Source organism: Pseudoselenomonas ruminantium (assembly GCF_900104055.1).
Lineage (GTDB): Bacteria > Bacillota > Negativicutes > Selenomonadales > Selenomonadaceae > Selenomonas_A > Selenomonas_A ruminantium_C.
Genome location: NZ_FNJQ01000046.1, coordinates 1 through 20,774 on the forward strand (window position 1 = coordinate 1; position 20,774 = coordinate 20,774).

General features: G+C 41.2%; 20 protein-coding genes and 3 pseudogenes. All 23 read right to left on the reverse strand.

The window, feature by feature from the left end; all coding sequences use genetic code 11:
• Positions 1–943: pseudogene (locus tag BLQ59_RS14115) on the reverse strand (RHS repeat protein); the annotation flags it as partial.
• Between the two features lie 254 nt (positions 944–1,197).
• Positions 1,198–1,656 (reverse strand): SMI1/KNR4 family protein, encoded by a 459-nt coding sequence (locus BLQ59_RS14120; protein WP_074573476.1) that lies wholly within the window; start codon positions 1,654–1,656, stop codon positions 1,198–1,200.
• A complete protein-coding gene (locus BLQ59_RS15635; protein WP_256324694.1) occupies positions 1,646–1,888 on the reverse strand; it encodes an HNH/ENDO VII family nuclease in 243 nt (80 codons plus the stop codon). Before BLQ59_RS15635 ends, BLQ59_RS14120 begins: the two co-directional genes overlap by 11 nt.
• A 54-nt stretch (positions 1,889–1,942) precedes the next feature.
• A pseudogene (locus BLQ59_RS16455) lies at positions 1,943–2,263 on the reverse strand (RHS repeat-associated core domain-containing protein); the annotation flags it as partial.
• 409 nt (positions 2,264–2,672) lie between these two features.
• Positions 2,673–3,146, reverse strand: a complete 474-nt coding sequence (locus BLQ59_RS14135; RefSeq protein WP_074573477.1) for an SMI1/KNR4 family protein — start codon at positions 3,144–3,146, stop codon at positions 2,673–2,675.
• 23 nt (positions 3,147–3,169) lie between these two features.
• On the reverse strand, positions 3,170–3,472 hold the full coding sequence (locus tag BLQ59_RS14140) for a hypothetical protein (protein WP_074573478.1): 303 nt from the start codon (positions 3,470–3,472) through the stop codon (positions 3,170–3,172).
• A 38-nt stretch (positions 3,473–3,510) separates the two neighbouring features.
• Positions 3,511–4,002: an SMI1/KNR4 family protein gene (locus BLQ59_RS14145; RefSeq protein WP_074573479.1), complete on the reverse strand. Its 492-nt coding sequence runs from the start codon at positions 4,000–4,002 to the stop codon at positions 3,511–3,513.
• Between the two features lie 220 nt (positions 4,003–4,222).
• Positions 4,223–5,134 carry an RHS repeat domain-containing protein gene (locus BLQ59_RS16460; RefSeq protein WP_074573480.1) on the reverse strand — a complete coding sequence of 304 codons (912 nt, stop codon included), beginning with the start codon at positions 5,132–5,134 and terminating at the stop codon, positions 4,223–4,225.
• Complete coding sequence (locus BLQ59_RS14155; RefSeq protein WP_074573481.1) at positions 5,124–5,402, reverse strand: SLAP domain-containing protein; 279 nt, start codon at positions 5,400–5,402, stop codon at positions 5,124–5,126. The genes BLQ59_RS16460 and BLQ59_RS14155 overlap by 11 nt, the downstream gene beginning before the upstream one ends.
• A gap of 115 nt (positions 5,403–5,517) precedes the next feature.
• A complete protein-coding gene (locus BLQ59_RS16600; RefSeq protein ID WP_074573482.1) occupies positions 5,518–5,919 on the reverse strand; it encodes an RHS repeat domain-containing protein in 402 nt (133 codons plus the stop codon).
• A gap of 425 nt (positions 5,920–6,344) precedes the next feature.
• On the reverse strand, positions 6,345–7,202 hold the full coding sequence (locus BLQ59_RS14170) for a hypothetical protein (RefSeq protein WP_143005375.1): 858 nt from the start codon (positions 7,200–7,202) through the stop codon (positions 6,345–6,347).
• 5 nt (positions 7,203–7,207) lie between these two features.
• Positions 7,208–8,902: an RHS repeat domain-containing protein gene (locus tag BLQ59_RS14175; RefSeq protein WP_074573484.1), complete on the reverse strand. Its 1,695-nt coding sequence runs from the start codon at positions 8,900–8,902 to the stop codon at positions 7,208–7,210.
• Between the two features lie 86 nt (positions 8,903–8,988).
• Positions 8,989–9,279 (reverse strand): hypothetical protein, encoded by a 291-nt coding sequence (locus BLQ59_RS14180; protein WP_074573485.1) that lies wholly within the window; start codon positions 9,277–9,279, stop codon positions 8,989–8,991.
• Between the two features lie 433 nt (positions 9,280–9,712).
• Positions 9,713–11,323 (reverse strand): RHS repeat domain-containing protein, encoded by a 1,611-nt coding sequence (locus BLQ59_RS14185; protein WP_074573486.1) that lies wholly within the window; start codon positions 11,321–11,323, stop codon positions 9,713–9,715.
• Positions 11,238–11,666, reverse strand: a complete 429-nt coding sequence (locus BLQ59_RS14190) for an RHS repeat domain-containing protein (RefSeq protein WP_074573487.1) — start codon at positions 11,664–11,666, stop codon at positions 11,238–11,240. Before BLQ59_RS14190 ends, BLQ59_RS14185 begins: the two co-directional genes overlap by 86 nt.
• Positions 11,667–12,056: 390 nt before the next feature.
• The gene (locus BLQ59_RS14195; RefSeq protein WP_074573488.1) at positions 12,057–12,551 is read right to left on the reverse strand and encodes an SMI1/KNR4 family protein; all 495 of its coding nucleotides are present in this window, start codon (positions 12,549–12,551) and stop codon (positions 12,057–12,059) included.
• 15 nt (positions 12,552–12,566) lie between these two features.
• A complete protein-coding gene (locus BLQ59_RS14200; RefSeq protein ID WP_074573489.1) occupies positions 12,567–14,462 on the reverse strand; it encodes an RHS repeat-associated core domain-containing protein in 1,896 nt (631 codons plus the stop codon).
• A gap of 315 nt (positions 14,463–14,777) precedes the next feature.
• Positions 14,778–15,404 (reverse strand): SMI1/KNR4 family protein, encoded by a 627-nt coding sequence (locus BLQ59_RS14210; RefSeq protein WP_074573490.1) that lies wholly within the window; start codon positions 15,402–15,404, stop codon positions 14,778–14,780.
• A 57-nt stretch (positions 15,405–15,461) separates the two neighbouring features.
• Positions 15,462–17,159, reverse strand: a complete 1,698-nt coding sequence (locus BLQ59_RS14215; protein WP_074573491.1) for an RHS repeat-associated core domain-containing protein — start codon at positions 17,157–17,159, stop codon at positions 15,462–15,464.
• A gap of 66 nt (positions 17,160–17,225) precedes the next feature.
• Positions 17,226–17,546: pseudogene (locus BLQ59_RS16105) on the reverse strand (SMI1/KNR4 family protein); the annotation flags it as partial.
• 186 nt (positions 17,547–17,732) lie between these two features.
• Positions 17,733–18,062 carry a hypothetical protein gene (locus BLQ59_RS14225; RefSeq protein ID WP_074573492.1) on the reverse strand — a complete coding sequence of 110 codons (330 nt, stop codon included), beginning with the start codon at positions 18,060–18,062 and terminating at the stop codon, positions 17,733–17,735.
• A 173-nt stretch (positions 18,063–18,235) separates the two neighbouring features.
• The gene (locus BLQ59_RS14230; RefSeq protein WP_074573493.1) at positions 18,236–18,775 is read right to left on the reverse strand and encodes an SMI1/KNR4 family protein; all 540 of its coding nucleotides are present in this window, start codon (positions 18,773–18,775) and stop codon (positions 18,236–18,238) included.
• Positions 18,776–18,806: 31 nt separating this feature from the next.
• On the reverse strand, positions 18,807–20,774 hold a 1,968-nt coding region (locus BLQ59_RS14235; RefSeq protein WP_176756827.1), incomplete at its 5' end, for a DNA/RNA non-specific endonuclease.

The following is a 20,774-nucleotide window of genomic DNA, read 5'->3' on the forward strand; positions in this document are numbered from 1 at the left end:
GTGCCCACCATGTGCCTTTGCGCTTTTGGTTGAGTTTTTCGGCTCTGTCGGTCAGGCGGCCTGTTTCATCATAGAGGTATTTTATCAGCTGGGTTTCTTCTGCATTGACCTTGCGCTCCTCACTGGTTCGTTTTCCTATGCTGTTGTAGGTGTATTTGACCTCTGCGCCTAAATTGTCTGTAACCCGGATAAGCCTATTCTGCTTATCATAGGTGTTGCAGATTGTGCGTGTCAGACCGCTGGCACTGGTTTCGCTTTGCAGGGTAAGCCATGTTTTTTCTTCGGTGATATTGTTATGAACATCATACGTCCAGCACCGCAGGCTGTACTGGATCGCACCATCTTTTTCGGAAACGGCCTTACGCTCCTCCAGCTTGTTGCCCACCAAGTCATAGCGATAGGTGGTGGCATAGACCATGCCTTTCCGGCTGGCTTCGAGCTGGCCTGCATCCTGATGATAAACACAGCGGCCTTTGGCATCATAGCGGGAGACTTCCAGCAGGTCGCCAGCTTCATTTGTCACGGAAGTACGGCGATTGCCTGCGTCATAAGTGTAGGTCGTTCCGGGGCCGTCGTCGGTTGACGGATCATAATGGTTCGGCGTTACCTTCTTGATGAGATTCCCCTCTGCATCATAGAAAGAGCGCTCCACGCCGCCGTCCGGGTAATGGGTACGGATTTTTCGGCCATCGGCATCGTAGTCATAAGCCGTGCCTTCACCATTTTTCGCCTCTGGGTGAACCTCTTTAGTCAAGCGGCTTTCGCCATCATATTCCTTGTCATAAACTACGCCCAGCGGACTTTCTGTGTGAATGGGATTATCCATGCCATCATAGGCATAACGCCAGTAACGGGACTGCTCCTCGCTGGCATTTTCCTTAGGGCTGCATTCACGGCGCAGATTGCCCATCAGGTCAAATTCTGCCGTATAAGAGTTCCCCAACGCATCGGTATCGCTGACGATATGGTCAAGGCTGTCATAGCCGAAGCTGATAAGTAAGCTTTACCGATCGCTGGTTATTCTGCTGCAGGGAAATCAACTTACCTTCGGAATCAAAGGCATAGCATTTCCGTTCAGCGGGAAGAATAAGCTGGTAGCCTGTTTTTTCCTCACGAAGCTTCAATGCTTCACTGACGCCACGCTGACTTTGCCATATTTGCTTTTACTATTTGCCAGCTATATCACACATTTACGACCTACAAATTATCTTCCGATTCTCTAAGTTCCATCAAATATGAATCAAAGAAATTATTACTGTCATAATATGCAATCTTATCAACATAACTCCAAGATATCGTTCCCCCATACTTAGCCGAATCATAATCTACATCTATACAATTAACATATTCATCACAATTTTCATATACCACATATTTTTTAGGCAAACCATATCTTCTATATTCTTTCGTTATTTCAACCACACTTGGATATGGTGGTGCCGCAACTCCAAATATCGTAATTCCCAAAACAGAACTAGCACCATATTCTTTTAAAAACATTCTATATTCTATTGGAAATCTAACACCCAACTCTTTTTCCATTTCAAATATATCTACATCCGATAAACCACCACTTATAAATAATACTTCTTCTTTATTTCTCTCTATAATCTTTTTAATTTCATTAAAAGTTAAATATACTTCTTTATTTAACATTTTCAGCACTCCATCTCCAATATTTCCTTTTAAAGTTTTTATATTGTTTGTTTAATATTGGATCATTTCTAAAACTATCACCATCTTCTATCAAGCCATGTAATACTTGATGATTATTGGAGTGTATACTTGATTCAATTTCAACCATGCACCCCGGCTCTTTTTGTAACACATGATGTAATTCTATTGGCTTACCATCCTTTCCTATCGGTGCATTCCCGCTCATTGCCAATTCTAAATTAGTTTTACCATTCGGTAATTTTTTATACCAATCAATTTCATTATTTTAAAACACATTCCTGCTTACATCTCTCTCAACACCACCAACTTTTACCGTTCCTTCATACTGAACAGGCGTATATTTTTTATATGACTGTTTTAATTCACAGTCATACCCACTCGGATCATAATAATCCACCGGGTTATTCGCACAGTAAGCGTAAAGATTCAGCCCATCCCCGTGATACTCGTATTCCTGCGTGAATCTGGCAATAGCTGGGTTGTAGAATCTTGCACGCAGGTAGTATTGTTGGGTTATCTGGTCGAACTGTTGGCCTGTGTATTGGTAGCGGTTGAAGACTTGTTCTTCTGCTTCTACCGTATTACCAAAAGCATCATAGGCGTAACGATTCTTTAATGCTTCACTACCGCCACGCTGGTTTTGTCATGTGCTATCTTCCTGCAGCTGGAATTTTTCCAGATGCAGGTCGGGCATCCGAACTGTAATCCGGTTATTCTCACGGGAAAGACATATTTTTTCTTTGATAATCTTTTTCTATCTTATCATGATAAAAGGCCTTCTATGACTTGATTATAGTTCATCATAGAAGACCTTATGATTTCAAGAAGATTTCCACTACAATCTAACTGCTATTACGGCCTACCCCATCACAGGTATAGACTAGAAACGCTCTGCCGCTGTCTTTCTTGACAGTCAACAGTCCATTTTTGTCATAGCTATAGCGGTACTATGGTGGCTTGACAATCCGCCGCCATATAACCTGTCCCTAAAGAAGTTAATCAAGATAGTAGTTTGGTTTTTCCAACATCTTATCTATAAATTCCATTAGAGATTCTGCGATTAATTCATCAAAATAATATATATTCGCCTGATTCTGTTCGTCACTTTTCACGGTAAGAAAAACATCTTCTGATACCTCATAAAATGCAATAGCATTTCTCTCCAGTGAACAATCTCCCCTCCTTTCATCATTCTCATACTCATTAATTCCTTTATAAAAGTCATAGATTTCTATTGGTGATAGCAACCTATTAAAGAGATTATCGTAGTTTGTACATACAAAGCCATATCCTATCTCATTGTAAAATCGTCTTAAGTCCTGTGGTAATTGTATCCCTAATTCATTTTCTACATATGCCACTTCTTTCTCTGCGCCATCTATCTGAAAAAACACCAGCTCATCATGCCAAATAGCATTATTTTCTGCTTCAGATTCATTGTGAAGGAATTGCTTATATTTTTCGTACATATTTTACTCCTTACATACCGTTCTTATCTATTGAATAATTTACCAAATAGTTTTTGCCAAATTCCGTCCGGCCTATGTATGGCCTGAATCTCTTCAGGCCAACTTGCAGGATGTATATTGAACCATGTTAAAGGGCCGCCACATGCTAACGGAATTATCTTTAGTACATTATATGTATTTCCTGGAGCTCTTACCACTCTTCCCCGCATCGTCATAACTGCCTTACCATATTTCGGCCACTGTTCATTGTTATTCTCTTCCCATTCTGCTAATAAATCACTTCTAATGCTAACAAAAACTTTTTTATGTTCTTCTATGGTATTCATCTGACCGATCTCCCTTTAAGTTAAAATTATGATAACCATCACCACAAATCAGCATAATAGGCAATTGATTCATCCATCTTACGAACAAATTCATCTAAAGATCTTGCAAGACATACATATTTAGTATCTGTAGTATAGACAACCGGACATCGACCATCATCATCCATTTTTTCTAAATCCAAACAAAGGAATGTATTATCTCCCGTATCAAAAAAAATCATTTTAGTTTCCATATCTATCTCATCAAGAAAATCATTATATTCAAATATCCCCTCTTCTAAAACTGAATCTGCTACATCTCTAGGTGGCAAGAGATAATTCAAATATGTACAATCATTAACGCCAAAGACTCCATATCCTATTTGATTATAAAACTCTTTTAATTCCCTGGGGAACTGTCTCCTCATCCTTTTCTCTTGTTCAGCAATTTCCCCACTGCCTATCGGTGTAAATTTATGTTTATACTTATGTCGATTATTCACAAAATCATCATCAATACACGAATATTTTTTCAACCAAGAAAAATCCATCTTAAACCATCCTTTTCTTAACTCTTGGGAATAACTTCTTATGCACCCCTCTATGAATGCCACTTTGATGTTCCTCTGGATTTGCAGCAGGAATCATGTTCCACCATTCATTAGGGCCGCCATATCTTTTAGGAATAATATGATGTAAGTCATAATTATGGCCTATTCTATCATCACTTACCTTACCAAACTTATCTAAATAATCTTGTTGATAAGTTGGCTAGCCATCTAAATTATTATGTTCTGAATACTCTTTTCTAAGTCTTTCTTTAGTTGAACTCTTGTTAAAATCATCTCTAATTTTATTATATTCTGCTCTATCTATTGGTTTAGATACATCATGAGTTCTTAAAAAGTCATATATTTTTTCTCTTTGTTCTGTACCTATCTTTCTTCCTGTCCATTTTTCAATGTCTTCCAAATATGCATCAAAATCACGTTTGGATATACCACCTATAGTTTCTTCAACAGGATTCTTATAGTACCCGCTCGGATCATAATAATCCACCGGATTATTAGCACAGTAAGCATAAAGATTCAGCCCATCTCCGTGATACTCGTCTTCCTGCGTGAATCTGGCGATGGCGGGATTGTAGAATCTTTCCCGCAGGTAGTATTGCTGGGGTATCTGGTCGAACTGCTGGCCGGTGTATTGGTAGCGGTTATGAATCTGTTCCTCTGATTCTATGATATTACCAAAAGCATCATAGGCATAACGGTTCTTTACGCTTCCAGCTTTATCCGTAATGAAGATGGTACTTCCCTGTTCATCACTGGCATAGTGATACCATGTCTTCTCCGGCTCGGATTCCCTGGCCCAAAGGTCGCTTGTCCGAATTAGGCGATTTATGTTTCCATCCTCTTTTTCCGCGATTACTTCCTTGTTCTCGTTGAAGATGAACTGCACCAGCTTGCCGTTTTCTTCCATTTCGTAACGGAGTCCTTCGGCATTGTAGCGGTTTATCTGCGTCATGCCTGCCTTGGTTGTCACTTTGCTGGTTCTACGGAAGGTGTCGTATTCATAGCTGTTACTGCCATCTTGCAACAGGTTACCTGCGTTATCGTAACGGTATATTTCTACTTGACCATTGACCATTCGCTGTGTCAGCCGATTATTGACATCATAAAACATACTGTTCCTCAATGTCTTTTGCCGTTCTGGTCAAGCGATTTCCTGCATGGTCATAGGTGAATCGTTCCGTATAGCTCGGATATTCGGCCTGTGCCAGACGATTCAGGCTGTCGTAGGTGTACAGCGTTTTGCCTGTCAGCTCATTTTTCTCAATCCGCTGACCGTTGCCGTCGTAGCGGTAGGTGTTCTGTTCCAGTATCTTATCCGGCGTGGCTACTGATAAGCTCGTGATGTTCTTGTCAGCATCATAGGCAATATCCTGCCACATGCCGTTAGCATGAGTAATCTTTTTGACTGCTCCGTCTGCGTCACGGTCAAATTTGACAATTGACCGGTCAAACTCATCCTTTATGTCAAGCAGGTGATTTGACTGGTCAAACTGGTTATTTGACTTTTCGCCCGGAAATGTCCGTCTGGCTGGTTTTACGCCCTAGTTCGTCATAGGTATAGCCCAGAAGCGTCCTGCCGCTGGCTTTCTTATTAAGTAACAGACCATCCTCATCATAAGCATAGCGATAATCCATACCATTGGAGATAGCTGCCGTCAGCTGACCATTCGGCGCATATTCGTAGCTATTTCGCAGATTACCGGCCTTCCGCTCGGTCATACTGCCGTAGACATTCCACTGGTACTCATTAACTATACCATTGCGGTCTTGGAATTTGCTTAGATTTCCGTCAATGCCGTAAAGATATTTTTCCTCACTGCCATCCGGGTAGGTTATGGATTTCAGCTGGTTGTTATCATCAAACGCATAGATGCGTTTGTTACCGTTGCCGTCCACAGCTTCGGTGATATTTCCGATGAAGTCATAGGCATAGTTTTCCTTACTGCCGTCAGCTTTGCGGATTTCCGTGATGCGGCACCAGCTGTCGAGGACGTAGCTCGTTTCATTGCCGTTGCCGTCAACGATGCCGGTGACATTGCCCTGGGCATCGTAGTGATAGGCCTGGCTGGCACCGCCGTTGGTGGCGATTCTTGTCTGCCAGCCTGCGGCGGTGTATTCGTAGGCCGCCTGCGCTCGTCTCTCTCTGCGGCGTCAGCTAGGTCTTTTCCTCGCTGATGTTATTGTGGATATCATACCGCCAGCACCGCAGGCTGTACTAGACTTCCCTTCTTTTTCGGCGACCGCATTGCGCAGCTCACTTCAAGCTCCCCCGCGTCCTGCTGACAAATACAACATCACTTGATTATTTCATTTCTAATTATTTACAGTTCCCATTGTTCTGCAATCATAAACTTATTATTACAAATAGGGCATTCCAAATCATTTAACATGTAAAAGTATTTTCCAGCTTCATCATTATAACCTAAATAACTCAAAATAGTTCCAACTATAACAAACATCTCTTTGGTATCTTTACATTCCATTTTATCCACGTTTCTCATTTTGGGCAAATTTACTTTCTGTAAAATAGCATTTACCAACTCCAATAAATCGTTAACATCATCTTTCTTTTTCCACTTTTTTATAAAAAGAATTATTCCTTCGATTTTTTCCTTATTAATCTGCAATTTATCGTTACACCATACACCATCATCTTTTATATTAACACATAACTTATGATGATAGACACACTCTAAATCTAATTCTACATCATTTTCATACGCAAACAAATTACCATATAGCAGCGATGCCCCCAAGCGTTGATTATAAAATGTAATTAAGCTTCCTATTAAATAGTATTCATCTATTATATCAAATCTATTTTTTAAAACATATTCCATCATATCATCTTGAAAATTATATCTAGCTTTTTCCATACATAATTTCAACTCTTGAGAGATAAATTCTTCTATTTCATAAGAATATGCGTATACCATTCCCGCCTCAATATAAAGCTGGATTTTATTGTCATCCGATACCTTTTTACTTAAATTATACAGAAACGGCACCACCCAAAATGCCAATTCTTTGCAAGCTCCCTCTTGGCATGCAGCTTCACTTATTTTTTGCAGTTCATCCAGATTAAATTGTTCTTCCAAAGATGAAATTACATTTAGTGTCTCCTCTACGTTTAAGTATGCATCTAAATTTCTAATCATTTCTTTTTTTAAATCAATCATAAACATTAACCTCCACACTTCGGAAAGCGCCTTCCTTCGCCTCCAAATTTTTCTTGAATGCCCGTCGCATTACGAACACCATTTTTCATTTGTGCTTCTGCACACTCTTTACATGCAGCGCCACCATGTTTTGCACCTGAACTTGAAGCCTGCACTCTTTCTAACTGACCTTCTGTCCCTCTAATCCCTCTCTGCTCTCCATGATGTTCATGAAGCACCTTGTTACCTGGCTCTACCTTTGGTAACTTTACATCATCCCCTAACAATTCTCTCGCCTTATTTTTTTGTTTTCCAGTCAATCCGCTAGGGCTACTAGATGTAACCGTATGAATTACCTTGCCATTTAAATCCTTCCCTTGTGTAACCGTTGTTGTCCGGCTTCTTTTAGCACGAACATCAGGCCCAATTGCTTCATGAATTTCATCTGCCACATGTTGTAAGGTTTTATCATCCAACCATTTTTTTAAATACCCGCTCGGATCATAATAATCCACTGGATTATTAGCACAGTAGGCATAGAGATTCAGCCCATCCCCTTGATACTCATCTTCCTGCGTGAATCTTGCAATTGCCGGATTGTAGAATCTTGCCCGCAGGTAGTATTGCTGAGTAATTTGATCGAACTGTTGGCCTGTGTATTTGTAGCGGTTGGGAATCTGTTCCTCAGATTCTATGGTATTACCAAAGGCATCATAAGTATAGCAGTTTTTGACATTACCAGTCTTGTCCGTAATGAAGATGGTACTTCCCTGCTCATCACTGGCATAGTGATACCATGTTTTTTCCGGCTCGGATTCCATCGCCCAAAGGTCGCTGGTACGAATTAGGCGGGTGATATTCACCCCTTCTTGTTCCGTAATCACTTCCTTGTTCTCGTTGAAGATGAACTGCACCAATTTGCCGTTTTCTTCCATTTCGTAACGGAGACCTTCGGCATCGTAGCGGTTTATCTGCGTATTTCCAGTATTGGTTGTTACCTTTGAGGTACGACGGAAATCGTCATATTCGTAGGTATTATTGGCATCTTGGAGCAGATTGCCTGACTGGTCATATTGGTAGTTTTCTGCCTGACCGTTGATGCTTCTTTGCATCAAGCGATTGTTCACATCATAAACATATTGTTCCTCAATGTCTTTTGCCGTTCTGGTCAAGCGATTTCCTGCATGGTCATAGGTGAATCGTTCCGTATAAGTCGGATATTCGGCCTGTGCTAGGCGGTTCAGGCTGTCATAGGTGTACAGCGTTTTGCCTGTCAGTTCATTTTTCTCAGTCCGCTGACCGTTGCCATCATAGCGGTAGGTATTCTGCGCCAGCAGTTTATCCGGCGTGGCTACTGTCAGGCTCGTGATATTCTTATCTGCATCATAGGCAATATCCTGATACCTACCGTTGGCGTGGGTGATTTTTTCTATTGCACCGTCTGCATCGCGGTCAAATCTGACTATTGACTGGTCAATTTCGTTGCATATATCAACGAGTCGATTTGACTGGTCAAATTGGTATTTGACTTTTCGCCCGGAAATGTCAATCTGACTGGTCTTGCGGCCTAACTCGTCATAGGTATAGGCCAGAAGAGTCTTGCCGCTGGCTTTCTTGGCGGTCAGCAGGCCGTCTTTGTCATAGCTGTAGCGGTAGTCCATGCCATTAGCTATGGCGGCAGTCAATTGTCCGTTCAGTGTATATTCATAGGCATTGCACAAATCACCAGCTTTTCGCTCAATGAATGCTGTGTTGCACTTAGTTTGACAGTCCGTCGGCCTTTTGGTTATTTATTCTACAATTTTAATTATCTTTTCCGAATATATTTACTATACAAATCTTCTACATAATCCATTTTGGACAATAAAGGATTATCCCAATCGCTATACGAGTCCAAATACGCACGTACACCTCCATCTATATCTATTATTTTTTCATTTTCTCTTTTATCTTTAATTATTTCATAAGCTTTTTTATACCGAATATATATGAGATTCAATATTCCGCCTTCCAATCTAACAGCAGAATATCGGCTTTCCATATCTCTCAAAACTTCAGATATCCCATCAAGCATCATTTTTCTTTTTCTATCATTCATTAGTGCACTCTCCATTCATTATTTTATAAAGAATATACGATAAAAATATTATTGGTCACCACCTCACTATAATGAACAACTAACTTTTTCATATTCTATCTAGCAGGTACACATTTTATACTATCTATCCATTCTAGCGGCCAATTTCTAGGCAATAATATTTGATCACCTAATCCCTTTAACACAGCACCAGAATTCGTTGTTTGTGGAGCTACTTTTCCAATTTGCAATATAGTTCCTTTAGGAACTGTAATACACGCCTCATACATCCTAGTATTTTTCCATTTCGGCAATAACGCAGTGTTAATTTTTGCAGAAATTCGATTACCTGCTGGAACCGTTGTCGCAAAACTTCCTCCTGCTTCAGCCCATCCTCCAAAGGTTCTATAGACTAATATATCCTCATTCGTGACAACAGTTCTATATTCAGAATCTAGATATGTTTATCTATCTTTGTAACTTTATCATCAATGCTAGTTGCATAAACATTCTTTTTACAATAACCGCTGGGATCATAATAATCCACTGGATTATTAGCACAGTAAGCATAAAGATTCAGCCCATCTCCGTGATACTCATCTTCCTGTGTGAATCTTGCAATGGCTGGATTGTAGAATCTTGCCCGCAGGTAGTATTGCTGGGTAATGGGGTCGAACTGCTGGCCAGTGTATTGGTAGCGGTTAGGAATCTGTTCCGCTGATTCTATGGTATTACCAAATGCATCATAGGCATAACGGTTTTTGACGCTTCCAGCTTTATCCGTAATGAAGATGGTACTTCCCTGTTCATCACCAGCATAGTGATACCATGTCTTTTCCGGTTCGGACTCCATAGCCCATAAGTCGCTTGTCCGAATCAGGCGGGTTATGTTGCCGTCCTCATTTTCCGCAATTACTTTCTTGTTCTCGTTGAAGATGAACTGCACCAGTTTGCCGTTTTCTTCCATTTCGTAACGGAGGCCTTCGGCATCATAACGGTTTATTTGCGTATGGCCCGCTTTGGTTGTCACTTTGCTGGTTCTACGAAAAGTGTCGTATTCGTAGGTATTGTTGGCATCTTGGAGCAGGTTGCCTGCGTTATCATAGCGATAGTTTTCTGCCTGACCGTTGACGGTTCTTTTCGTCAGCCGGTTATTGACATCATAAATATACTGTTCCTCAATGTCTTTCGCCGTTCTGGTCAGGCGGTTGCCTGACTGGTCATAGGTGAATCGCTCCGTGTAGGTCGGATATTCGGCCTGTGCCAGACGATTCAGGCTGTCGTAGGTGTAGAGTGTCTTACCTGCCAGTTCGTTTTTCTCGACTCTTTGGCCATTGCCATCATAGCGGTAGGTATTCTGCGCCAGCAGTTTATCCGGCGTTGCTACTGTAAGATGGGTAATGTTCTTATCTGCATCATAGGCAATATCCTGCCACATACCGTTGGCATGGGTGATTTTTTCTATCGCCCCGTCTGCATCACGGTCAAACCTAACTATTGACTGGTCAATTTCGTTGCATATATCAACCAGATTATTTGACTGGTCAAATTTGTAGTTGACTTTTCGCCCTGTAATATCCGTTTGGCTGGTCTTTCGGCCTAGCTCGTCATAAGTATAGGCCAAAAGCGTTTTGCCGCTGGCTTTCTTATTGAGCAGCAGGCCGTCTTTGTCGTAGCTGTAGCGGTAATCCATACCATTAGATATGGCGGCGATGAGTTGCCCATTAGGCGCATATTCATAGACATTACGCAAATCTCCGGCCTTGCGCTCGGTCATGCTCCCGTAGACATTCCACTGGTACTCATTAACTATACCATTGCGGTCTTGGAATTTGCTTAGATTTCCGTCAATGCCATAGAGATATTTTTCCTCACTGCCATCCGGGTAGGTTATGGATTTCAGCTGGTTGTTGTCATCATAGGTATACTTGCGGATATTTCCGTTGCCATCTACGGCTTCACAGATATTTCCGGCAAAGTCATAAGCGTAATTTTCCTGACTGCCGTCTGCTTTGCGAATTTCCGTGATACGCCCCCCAGCTGTCGAGGATGTAGCTCGTTTCATTGCCGTTGCCGTCAACGATGCCTGTGACATTGCCCTGGGCATCGTAGTTATAGGCCTGGCTGGCGCCGCCGTTGGTTTCGATTCTTGTCTGCCAGCCAGCGGCAGTGTATTCGTAGGCCGCACCACTGCCGCCAGCGGTCTCCACCTTGATGCGGCGGCCCGCGCGATCATAGGCGACGGTTTCGAGCAGCTTGCCATCGTTGCCGATGACTGTGGTCAGACGGCCGGCGCTATCGTACTGGTAGCGGTAGGACATTTCCTGCGGCAGCTGGCGTTCGGTTATATTGCCTTCTTTGTCGTAGACCAGATTCTGCGTACGGCCTTCGCTGGTGTATTGCTTCACTGCCGCCGCGCTGATTCAGCCATGTACCATCCTCCTGCAACTGGAATTTTTCCAGATGCAGGTCGGGCATCAAAATTCTACCATATCACGATAAAAGGTATTCTATGATTCGATTTTAGTTCATCATAGAATACCTTATGATTTCGATGTAAAATTAATTTACAAAAATTTTATCACGCTCTCATTCCGAACGTAGAGTTATGTCCTTTTGCCCCCCATCGCAATGCGCTAATAATATCTTCTATCGTCATATTTGATTTTTTAAGCAGAGAAATGATTTGCCCTGCAATGTATTTTTTAGTCATAATATTTACTTATCCTTTCCATAAGTATTTCTATACTATACCCATACTTAATAGCGAGGAGCCTTTTTTCGATTATTTCCATACTTTACCAAAAATCTTTATAAAAATCTACTTTTTCTTCCATTTTTAATATAAAATCATGTATAGAGTTTGCTAAAACAATGGGAGTATACTCTGGAGAATCAACTACTGGACAAACTCCATTCTCATCCATTTGGGACAAATCTAAACTGAAAAATATATTGTCTCCTAGACTAAAAAAAACCATATATTTAGACATATCTAATTCATCTCTATAAGAACATGTTTCAAAATAATCCATTCCTAAAATAAAATTTGTTACATCTTCTGGTGACATAATTTCATCAAAATTCTCATGATCGTTTACGCAAAGCGATCCTGCACCAATTTGTAAATAAAAGTCGCGTAATTCTCTAGGGAATTTTCGTCCCAACTTTTTTTCTTGCTCTTCCACTTCCAATGTAGATATTTTTAAAAAACTATGTTTATCGTTAGGTCTTTCTTGAAAAAAATCTTTTTCATTGTGCGAATATTTTTTCAGCCAAGAAAAATCATTCATAACTGTTCCTCCGTATTAACCCCTAGGGAATATTTTCCTATAAATACCATCTTTTCTATGTATTCCACCTTGATGTTCAACAGGATTTGTTGCTGGGATCATATTCCACCATTCATTAGGACCTCCATATGCTCTCGGTATTATATGATGTAGATCATATGCCTCGCCTACTTTTCTTTTTTTATATTTTATATTACCTTCTATCTGTTTTTTAGAATATGTTGGATATTCAATTCCATATTCTTTTGCCCATTCCTTTCTTAAATTTACCTTTTTACGTTTAAATTCTGTATCAATCTTTTTCTTCGTTACCTTATCCACAGTACTAGACACATCATGACTTTTTAAATGTTCCTCTAATAATTTCCTTTGCTTATCACTAATACTTATTCCAGTACACTTTTCAATATCGCCTAAATAGGCTTCAAAATCACACTTCGATATCCCGCCTATCATTTCTCCAGCAGGATTTTTATAATATCCACTCGGATCATAATAATCAACAGGATTATTAGCGCAGTAAGCATATAGGTTAAGCCCATCCCCTTGATACTCATCTTCCTGCGTGAATCTTGCAATTGCCGGATTGTAGAATCTTGCCCGCAGGTAGTATTGCTGGGTAATGGAGTCGAACTGCTGACCGGTGTATTGATAGCGATTTTGGATTAGCTCTTCCTTGTCTACCGTATTACCAAAGACATCATAAGCATATCGGTTCTTTACTTCACTGTTCTGCCCGGTGATGAATATGGTACTTCCAAGTTCATCGCTGGCATAGTGATACCATGTTTTCTCCGGTTCGGATTCCATAGCCCAAAGGTCACTTGTCCGAATCAGGCGGGTTATGTTTCCATCCTCTTTTTCCGCGATTACTTCCTTGTTCTCGTTGAAGATGAACTGTACCAGCTTGCCGTTTTCTTCCATTTCGTAGCGGAGACCTTCGGCATCGTAGCGGTTTACTTGGGTCATGCCCGCTTTTGTCGTTACCTTGCTGTTTCTGCGGAATGCGTCATATTCGTAGGTATTATTGGCATCTTGGAGCAAGTTGCCTGACTGGTCATATTGGTAGTTTTCTGCCTGACCATTGATGCTTCTTTGCATCAAGCGATTATTGACATCATAAACATATTGCTCCTCGATATTCTTTGCCGTTCTGGTCAGGCGGTTTCCTGACTGGTCATAGGTGAATCGTTCCGTATAGGTCGGATATTCGGACTGCTGCAGGCGGTTAAGGCTATCGTAGGTGTACAGAGTTTTGCCTGTCAGCTCATTTTTCTCGATTCTTTGACCATTGCCGTCGTAACGATAGTTGTTCTGTGCCAGTATCTTATCCGGCGTGGCTACTGTCAGGCTGGTGATGTTCTTGTCAGCGTCATAGGCAATATCCTGCCACATGCCGTTGGCGTGAGTAATTTTCTGAACTGCTCCATCTGCGTCACGGTCAAATCTGACAATTGACTGGTCAAATTCATCCCGTATATCACACAGGTGGTTTGACTGGTCAAACTGGTATTTGACTGTTCGCCCGGAAATGTCAATCTGACTGGTCTTGCGGCCCAGTTCGTCATAGGTATAGGCCAGCAAGTTTATGCCACTGGCTTTCTTATTGATTAACAGTCCGTCCTTGTCATAGGCATAGCGGTAATCCATACCATTGGATATGGCAGCGGTGAGCTGACCATTAGGCGCATATTCATAGACATTCCGCAAATCTCCGGCCTTCCGCTCTGTCATACTGCCGTAGACATTCCACTGGTACTCATTAACTATACCATTGCGGTCTTGGAATTTGCTTAGATTTCCGTCTACACCGTAGAGATATTGTTCCTGACTGCCGTCCGGGTAGGTTATGGTCTTTAGCTGGTTGTTGTCATCGTATGCATAGATGCGTTTATTGCCATTGCCATCCACAGCTTCGGTGATATTTCCAGCGAAGTCATAGGCATAGTTTTCCTTGCTGCCGTCAGCTTTGCGGATTTCAGTGATGCGGCCCCAACTGTCCAGTACATAACTGGTTTCGTTGCCATTGCCGTCACATATACCGGTGACATTGCCCTGAGCATCGTAGTTGTAGGATTGGCTTGCACCGCCCTTGGTTTCGATTTTGGTCTGCCAGCCGGCGGCGGTGTAAGCATAAGCTGCGCCACTGCCACCGGCGGTTTCTACCTGGATTCTGCGGCCTGCACGGTCATAGGAGACAGTTTCTTTAAGCGTTATCGGATATTTTTACCAAAGATCATCATAATAATTTGGTGATTCATCCATTTTTCTCAAAAATTCTTCTAACGATTCAGCCATATATACATATTCTATACCAGATGAATAAACTACTGGACATTTACCTTCAACATCTTTTTTTTCTAAATCTAAACATAAATACACGCTATCCCCAGTATCAAAAAACACCATTTTGGTCTGCAGATTTACATCTTGTCTACAATAGTTATTTTCAAACATCCCTTCTCCTAAAACAAAATCAACTACATCACTAGGTGACATAACCAAGTTTAAAAAATCATCATTATTAACGCCTAATATTCCGAATCCAATTTGAATATAAAACTCCCTTAATTCCGCAGGGAATTTATCACCTAATCTTTTTTCTTGTCTAATTACTTCTTCTATACTCAAAGGAGTGAATTTATGTTTATATTTTCCTCTATTCTTTTCATAATCCTTGTCATAACATGAATATTTTTTTAACCAACGATAATCACTCATTTTAAACTCCATCCCGCCGCTGTCGCTGGCGGCACAAATAGAAATGAAAACAAAGGTGCGACTTTCCTTTGTTTGATATAATCTTCTTATAGGGAAAATCCCCTGCAAAGCATTGAATTCGGTAAGTTCCAAAATGCGACTTTTTTGAGGATGTTATTCATAGCTATATGTTTTCATACTAATTCTCCTTTATCCTTTAGGAAATAATCTTCTATAACTTACACTTTGATGAATCCCTCTTTGATGCTCTTCCGGATTGCCAGCCGGAATCATATTCCACCATTCATTAGGTCCACCATATCTTTTAGGGATTATATGATGCATATCATAATTTTTTCCGAGCTTATCATTATTACCAACACCATGCCTATTAAAATATTCACTCTGATAAGTAGGCCACGGCTCTCCATAATGGTCTGCCCATTTTTCTTTAATGTCTCTCCTTATCTTTCCCTTTTTAAACGCTTTACAAATGTCATCATATTCTTTTTTATCCACCGGTTTTGATACATCATGTGTTCTTAAAAATTCATACAATTTATCTCTTTGTTCTACACCGATTTTCCTCCCAGTACACTTTTCAACATCACCTAAATATTCGTCAAACTCTCGCTTTGATATCCCGCCTATCATTTCTCCAGCAGGATTTTTATAATATCCACTCGGATCATAATAATTCACAGGATTATTAGCACAATAGGCATATAAATTCAGCCCATCCCCGTGATACTCGTCTTCCTGTGTGAATCTGGCGGTTGCCGGATTGTAGAATCTTGCCCGCAAGTAGTATTGCTGGGTAATTTGGTCGAACTGCTGACCTGTGTATTGGTAGCGATTGGAGATTTGTTCTTCTGCTTCTACCGTATTACCAAAAGCATCATAAGCATAACGGTTCTTTACTTTGCCCTGTCTATCCGTAATGAAGATGGTACTTCCCTGCTCGTCACTTGCATAGTGATACCATGTTTTCTCCGGTTCAGATTCCATAGCCCAAAGGTCACTTGTCCGAATCAAGCGGATGATGTTTCCATCCTCTTTTTCAGCGATTACTTCCTTGTTCTCGTTGAAGATGAACTGTACCAGCTTGCCATTTTCTTCCATTTCGTAACGGAGGCCTTCGGCATCGTAGCGGTTTATTTGCATATTGCCCGCTTTGGTTGTCACTTTGCTGGTTCTGCGGAAAGCATCATACTCGTAGGTTTTATTGGCATCACTTAGCAAGTTGCCTGACCGGTCATATTGGTAGTTTTCTACCTGACCGTTGACCATTCGATTTGTCAGACGGTTGTTGACGTCATAAACATACTGCTCTTCAATGTCTTTGGCCGTTCTTGTCAAACGATTTCCTGCTTGGTCATAGGTGAATCGTTCCGTATAACCCGGATATTCTGCCTGTTGCAGGCGATTGAGGCTGTCGTAGGTGTAGAGTGTTTTACCTGTCAGTTCATTTTTCTCAATGCGCTGACCATTGCCGTCGTAGCGGTAGGTGTTCTGTGCTAATATCTTATCCGGCGTGGCTACTGTCAGGCTGGTGATGTTCTTATCAGCATCATAGGCAATATCCTGCCACATTCCATTGGCATGAGTAATCTTTTGGACTGCTCCGTCTGCGTCACGGTCAAATCTGACAATTGACTGGTCAAATTCATCCCGTATGTCACACAGGTGGTTTGATTGGTCAAATTGGTATTTGACTTTTCGCCCGGAAATGTCCGTCTGGCTGGTTTTACGCCCTAGTTCGTCATAGGTATAGCCCAGAAGTGTCCTGCCGCTGGCTTTCTTAGCGGTCAGCAGTCCATCTTTGTCATAGCTGTAGCGGTAATCCATGCCATTGGTGATAGCGGCGGTCAGCTGACCGTTCGGCGCATACTCATAGACATTGCGCAATTCTCCAGCTTTACGCTCGTTTTACCTGTCAGCTCATTTTTTCGATTCTCTATACTACTTTAGAATTTACCAATTTTCCTCTCCATCGCATATTCTACTTAAAAAGAATGCTGAGAAATCGTCAGCCTCAAATATAACATCTTCATCAATCGCCCAATTAACCACAGGACACTCACCATCCTTCATTTTTGACGTTTGTAAGCAATATTGATATTCACCAGCATCTTCTATTATTACAAAATCTATCGGCATATCATCTTCCCTATACGATTGCGTTAATTCAACAACCGTAGGCGGTATACCATAATCACAACCAATAATTTCTACGCCAAATAGTCCACCACTTCCATAGTTTCTTAAAAAACATTTATAGCTATCCGGAAGTGTTACGCCTAATTCTCTCTATATCTGTAATTCTTTTTTCATCTACCCCTCCTGTGAACGACACATGACTTTCATTAACATACTCACTTATTTTTTTGCCACTCATATTTTTTCATTATTATAAACCTCCAATATAGTTATTTGCTCGCCATTTCCAATATTGACTCCGAAAATCATCATATTGTCTTTTTAGGACAGGATTGTTTCATCATATTCATAGCGGAACTCATCCCCGCAGGGAGTACGCATGGCACAGGGCACAGGAGAATCGTCCTTGTACCAGTAGCGCGTTTCCTGACCATTTACGGTCTTGCGGAGCACGCGCCCCTGATAATCGTATTCGCAGGCTTCCACCTGCCATTTGCCCTCGGACTGCTTCGTCTTCTTTTCCTTGAGCCAGCCTTCCTTCGTATAATTATAGCACACCTCACCGCCAAGATTATCCTGCGTATGAATGCACTGGTTCTGTTCATCATAGGTATGGGTGGTGATTAAGCCGTCCGGATTTATTTCCTTCAAAAGCTGGCCTTGGGCGTTAAATTTCCAATGCTTTTCGCGTCCCAGAAGGTCTTTCGGATCCGTCTGATTTTATCGTTATCGTTCTTTCTCCATTCCTCTCATATAAGAAAAACACTTCTACAATCAACGATTACAGAAGTGTTTTTCTTATTCATCGCATAAGTAATTAGTATTTATTCTTCAATGTAGGGAGTAAACATAATTTGTGTTTCCTCTTGCCATTCCTCCGGTAAAATATCGCATTGAACTTTTCCTTTAAAGAAACTTACTAAAAACTCTGTAAGTGAGAGATTGTATTCAAGATATTCCTCTGACCTATCCTTATATATAATTATTTTCCACAAATCCGGATTTTCGCTTGTATTTAGCCAATAAAAATTATCTCCATTATCTGTAGCTCCAAATGGTAACAATCCTTCTAGTTTTGGATATGACAAAAACGGGAATTCATTTGGGAATTCATTTTTACATGCTTCATATGCTTCTAAAGCGCTTTTACCACTTTTAAAAAAATTTAAATATTTATTATTGCTCCACGGACTATAAATCCATAAAAAATCATCAATAGCTCCCAAGCCATAACAATCTATAAATTCAATATAATCACTAGGGAATCTGACATTATGCAGCATTTGTATTTCTTCCCACTCTTTCGTCGTATGTTTCTCTACATTATACGTACTAATTAAAAAATTTTTCAGTTCATTATTCATATGTATTATCCTCCTGCAATTAATCATCAATCTATTTTTTTAAATTCAAAATAGATACACCTAACCTAAATCCTTTATTTCCTTTTGCAGTAATAGTTATTGCTTTTGGAATAAGTTCTCCCCCTTCATATACTGGCACTACTTTATAATGTACAATTTCGCCATTTTTCACAACATCACTAACCCTTCTTTCTATATTACTCATCAAAGGGGTATTAACTGGATTCTGATATAATGTTGTTAAATTTCTCGCATCTTTCCCCGACCCACCTAACATTCTAGCTATGAGATGGCCTCTTGCATGATTAGCCTTTCTCCCTTCAAAACCTGCTGGAATAATTTTATGGTAAGCACTAGATCCTGTACCCAGCATTTCTTTTGTTATTGTAGCTGATGCACCTGTTGCTCTTCCTAACTCATCTAATTCTCCATATTTTATCCCACGTTTAACTCTATTATAATGACTAAGTTCTTTATATTGTTCCCTACTCAATTTGCGCTCATCTAGCAATTTATTATACAATTTTGCTTTTTGATCGCAAATCATCGAATACCCACTAGGATCATAATAATCCACCGGGTTATTCGCACAATAGGCATAAAGATTCAGCCCATCCCCGTGATACTCGTCTTCCTGCGTGAATCTGGCAATGGCAGGGTTGTAGAATCTTGCTCGAAGGTAGTATTGCTGGGTTATTGGGTCGAACTGCTGGCCAGTGTATTGGTAGCGGTTGGGGATTTGTTCTTCTGCTTCTACCGTATTACCGAAGGCATCGTATGTGTAGCGGTTCCTTACTTCACCTTGCGCATCCGTAACGAAGATGGTACTTCCCTGTTCATCACTGGCATAGTGATACCACGTCTTTTCCGGTTCGGACTCTCTTGCCCAGAGGTCGCTGGAGCGGATTAATCTTGTGATATTGCCATCTTCTTTTTCCGCAATTACTTCCTTGTTCTCATTGAAGATGAACTGCACCAGCTTACCGTTTTCTTCCATTTCGTAACGGAGGCCTTCGGCATCGTAGCGGTTTATTTGCGTTAGGCCTGTTTTCGTGGTCACTTTGCTGGTTCTGCGGAACGCGTCATATTCGTAGGTGTTGTTGGCATCACTTAGCAGATTGCCTGCGTTATCGTAGCGATAGTTTTCCACCTGTCCGTTGACGATTTGACTTGTCAATCGGTTGTTGACATCATAAACATATTGCTCCTCGATATCCTTTGCCGTTCTGGTCAGGCGATTGCCTGATTGGTCATAGGTGAATCGTTCCGTATAGATCGGATATTCTGCCTGTTGCAAGCGATTGAGACTGTCATATGTGTATAACGTTTTGCCTGTCAGCTCATTTTTCTCGATTCTTTGATCATTGCCGTCGTAACGATAGGTGTTCTGTGCCAGCACCTTATCCGGCGTGGCTACGGTCAGGCTCGTGATATTCTTGTCAGCATCATAGGCAATATCCTGCCACATGCCGTTGGCGTGAGTAATTTTCTGAACTGCTCCGTCTGCGTCACGGTCAAATCTGACAATTGACCGGTCAAATTCATCCCGTATATCACACAGGTGGTTTGACTGGTCAAACTGGTATTTGACTGTTCGCCCGGAAATGTCAATCTGACTGGTCTTGCGGCCCAGTTCGTCATAGGTATAGGCTAGAAGCGTCCTGCCGCTGGCTTTCTTAGCAATCAACAGACCATCTTTGTCGTAGCTGTAGCAGTAGTCCATACCATTGGATATGGCAGCGGTGAGCTGACCATTAGGCGCATATTCATAGACATTCTGCAAATCTCCGGCCTTCCGCTCTGTCATACTGCCGTAGACATTCCATGCGTATTCATTAACTATACCATTGCGGTCTTGGAATTTGCTTAGATTTCCCTCAATGCCATAAAGATATTTTTCCTCACTGCCATCCGGGTAGGTTATGGATTTCAGCTGGTTGTTGTCATCGTATGCATAGATGCGTTTATTGCCATTGCCATCCACGGCTTCGGTGATATT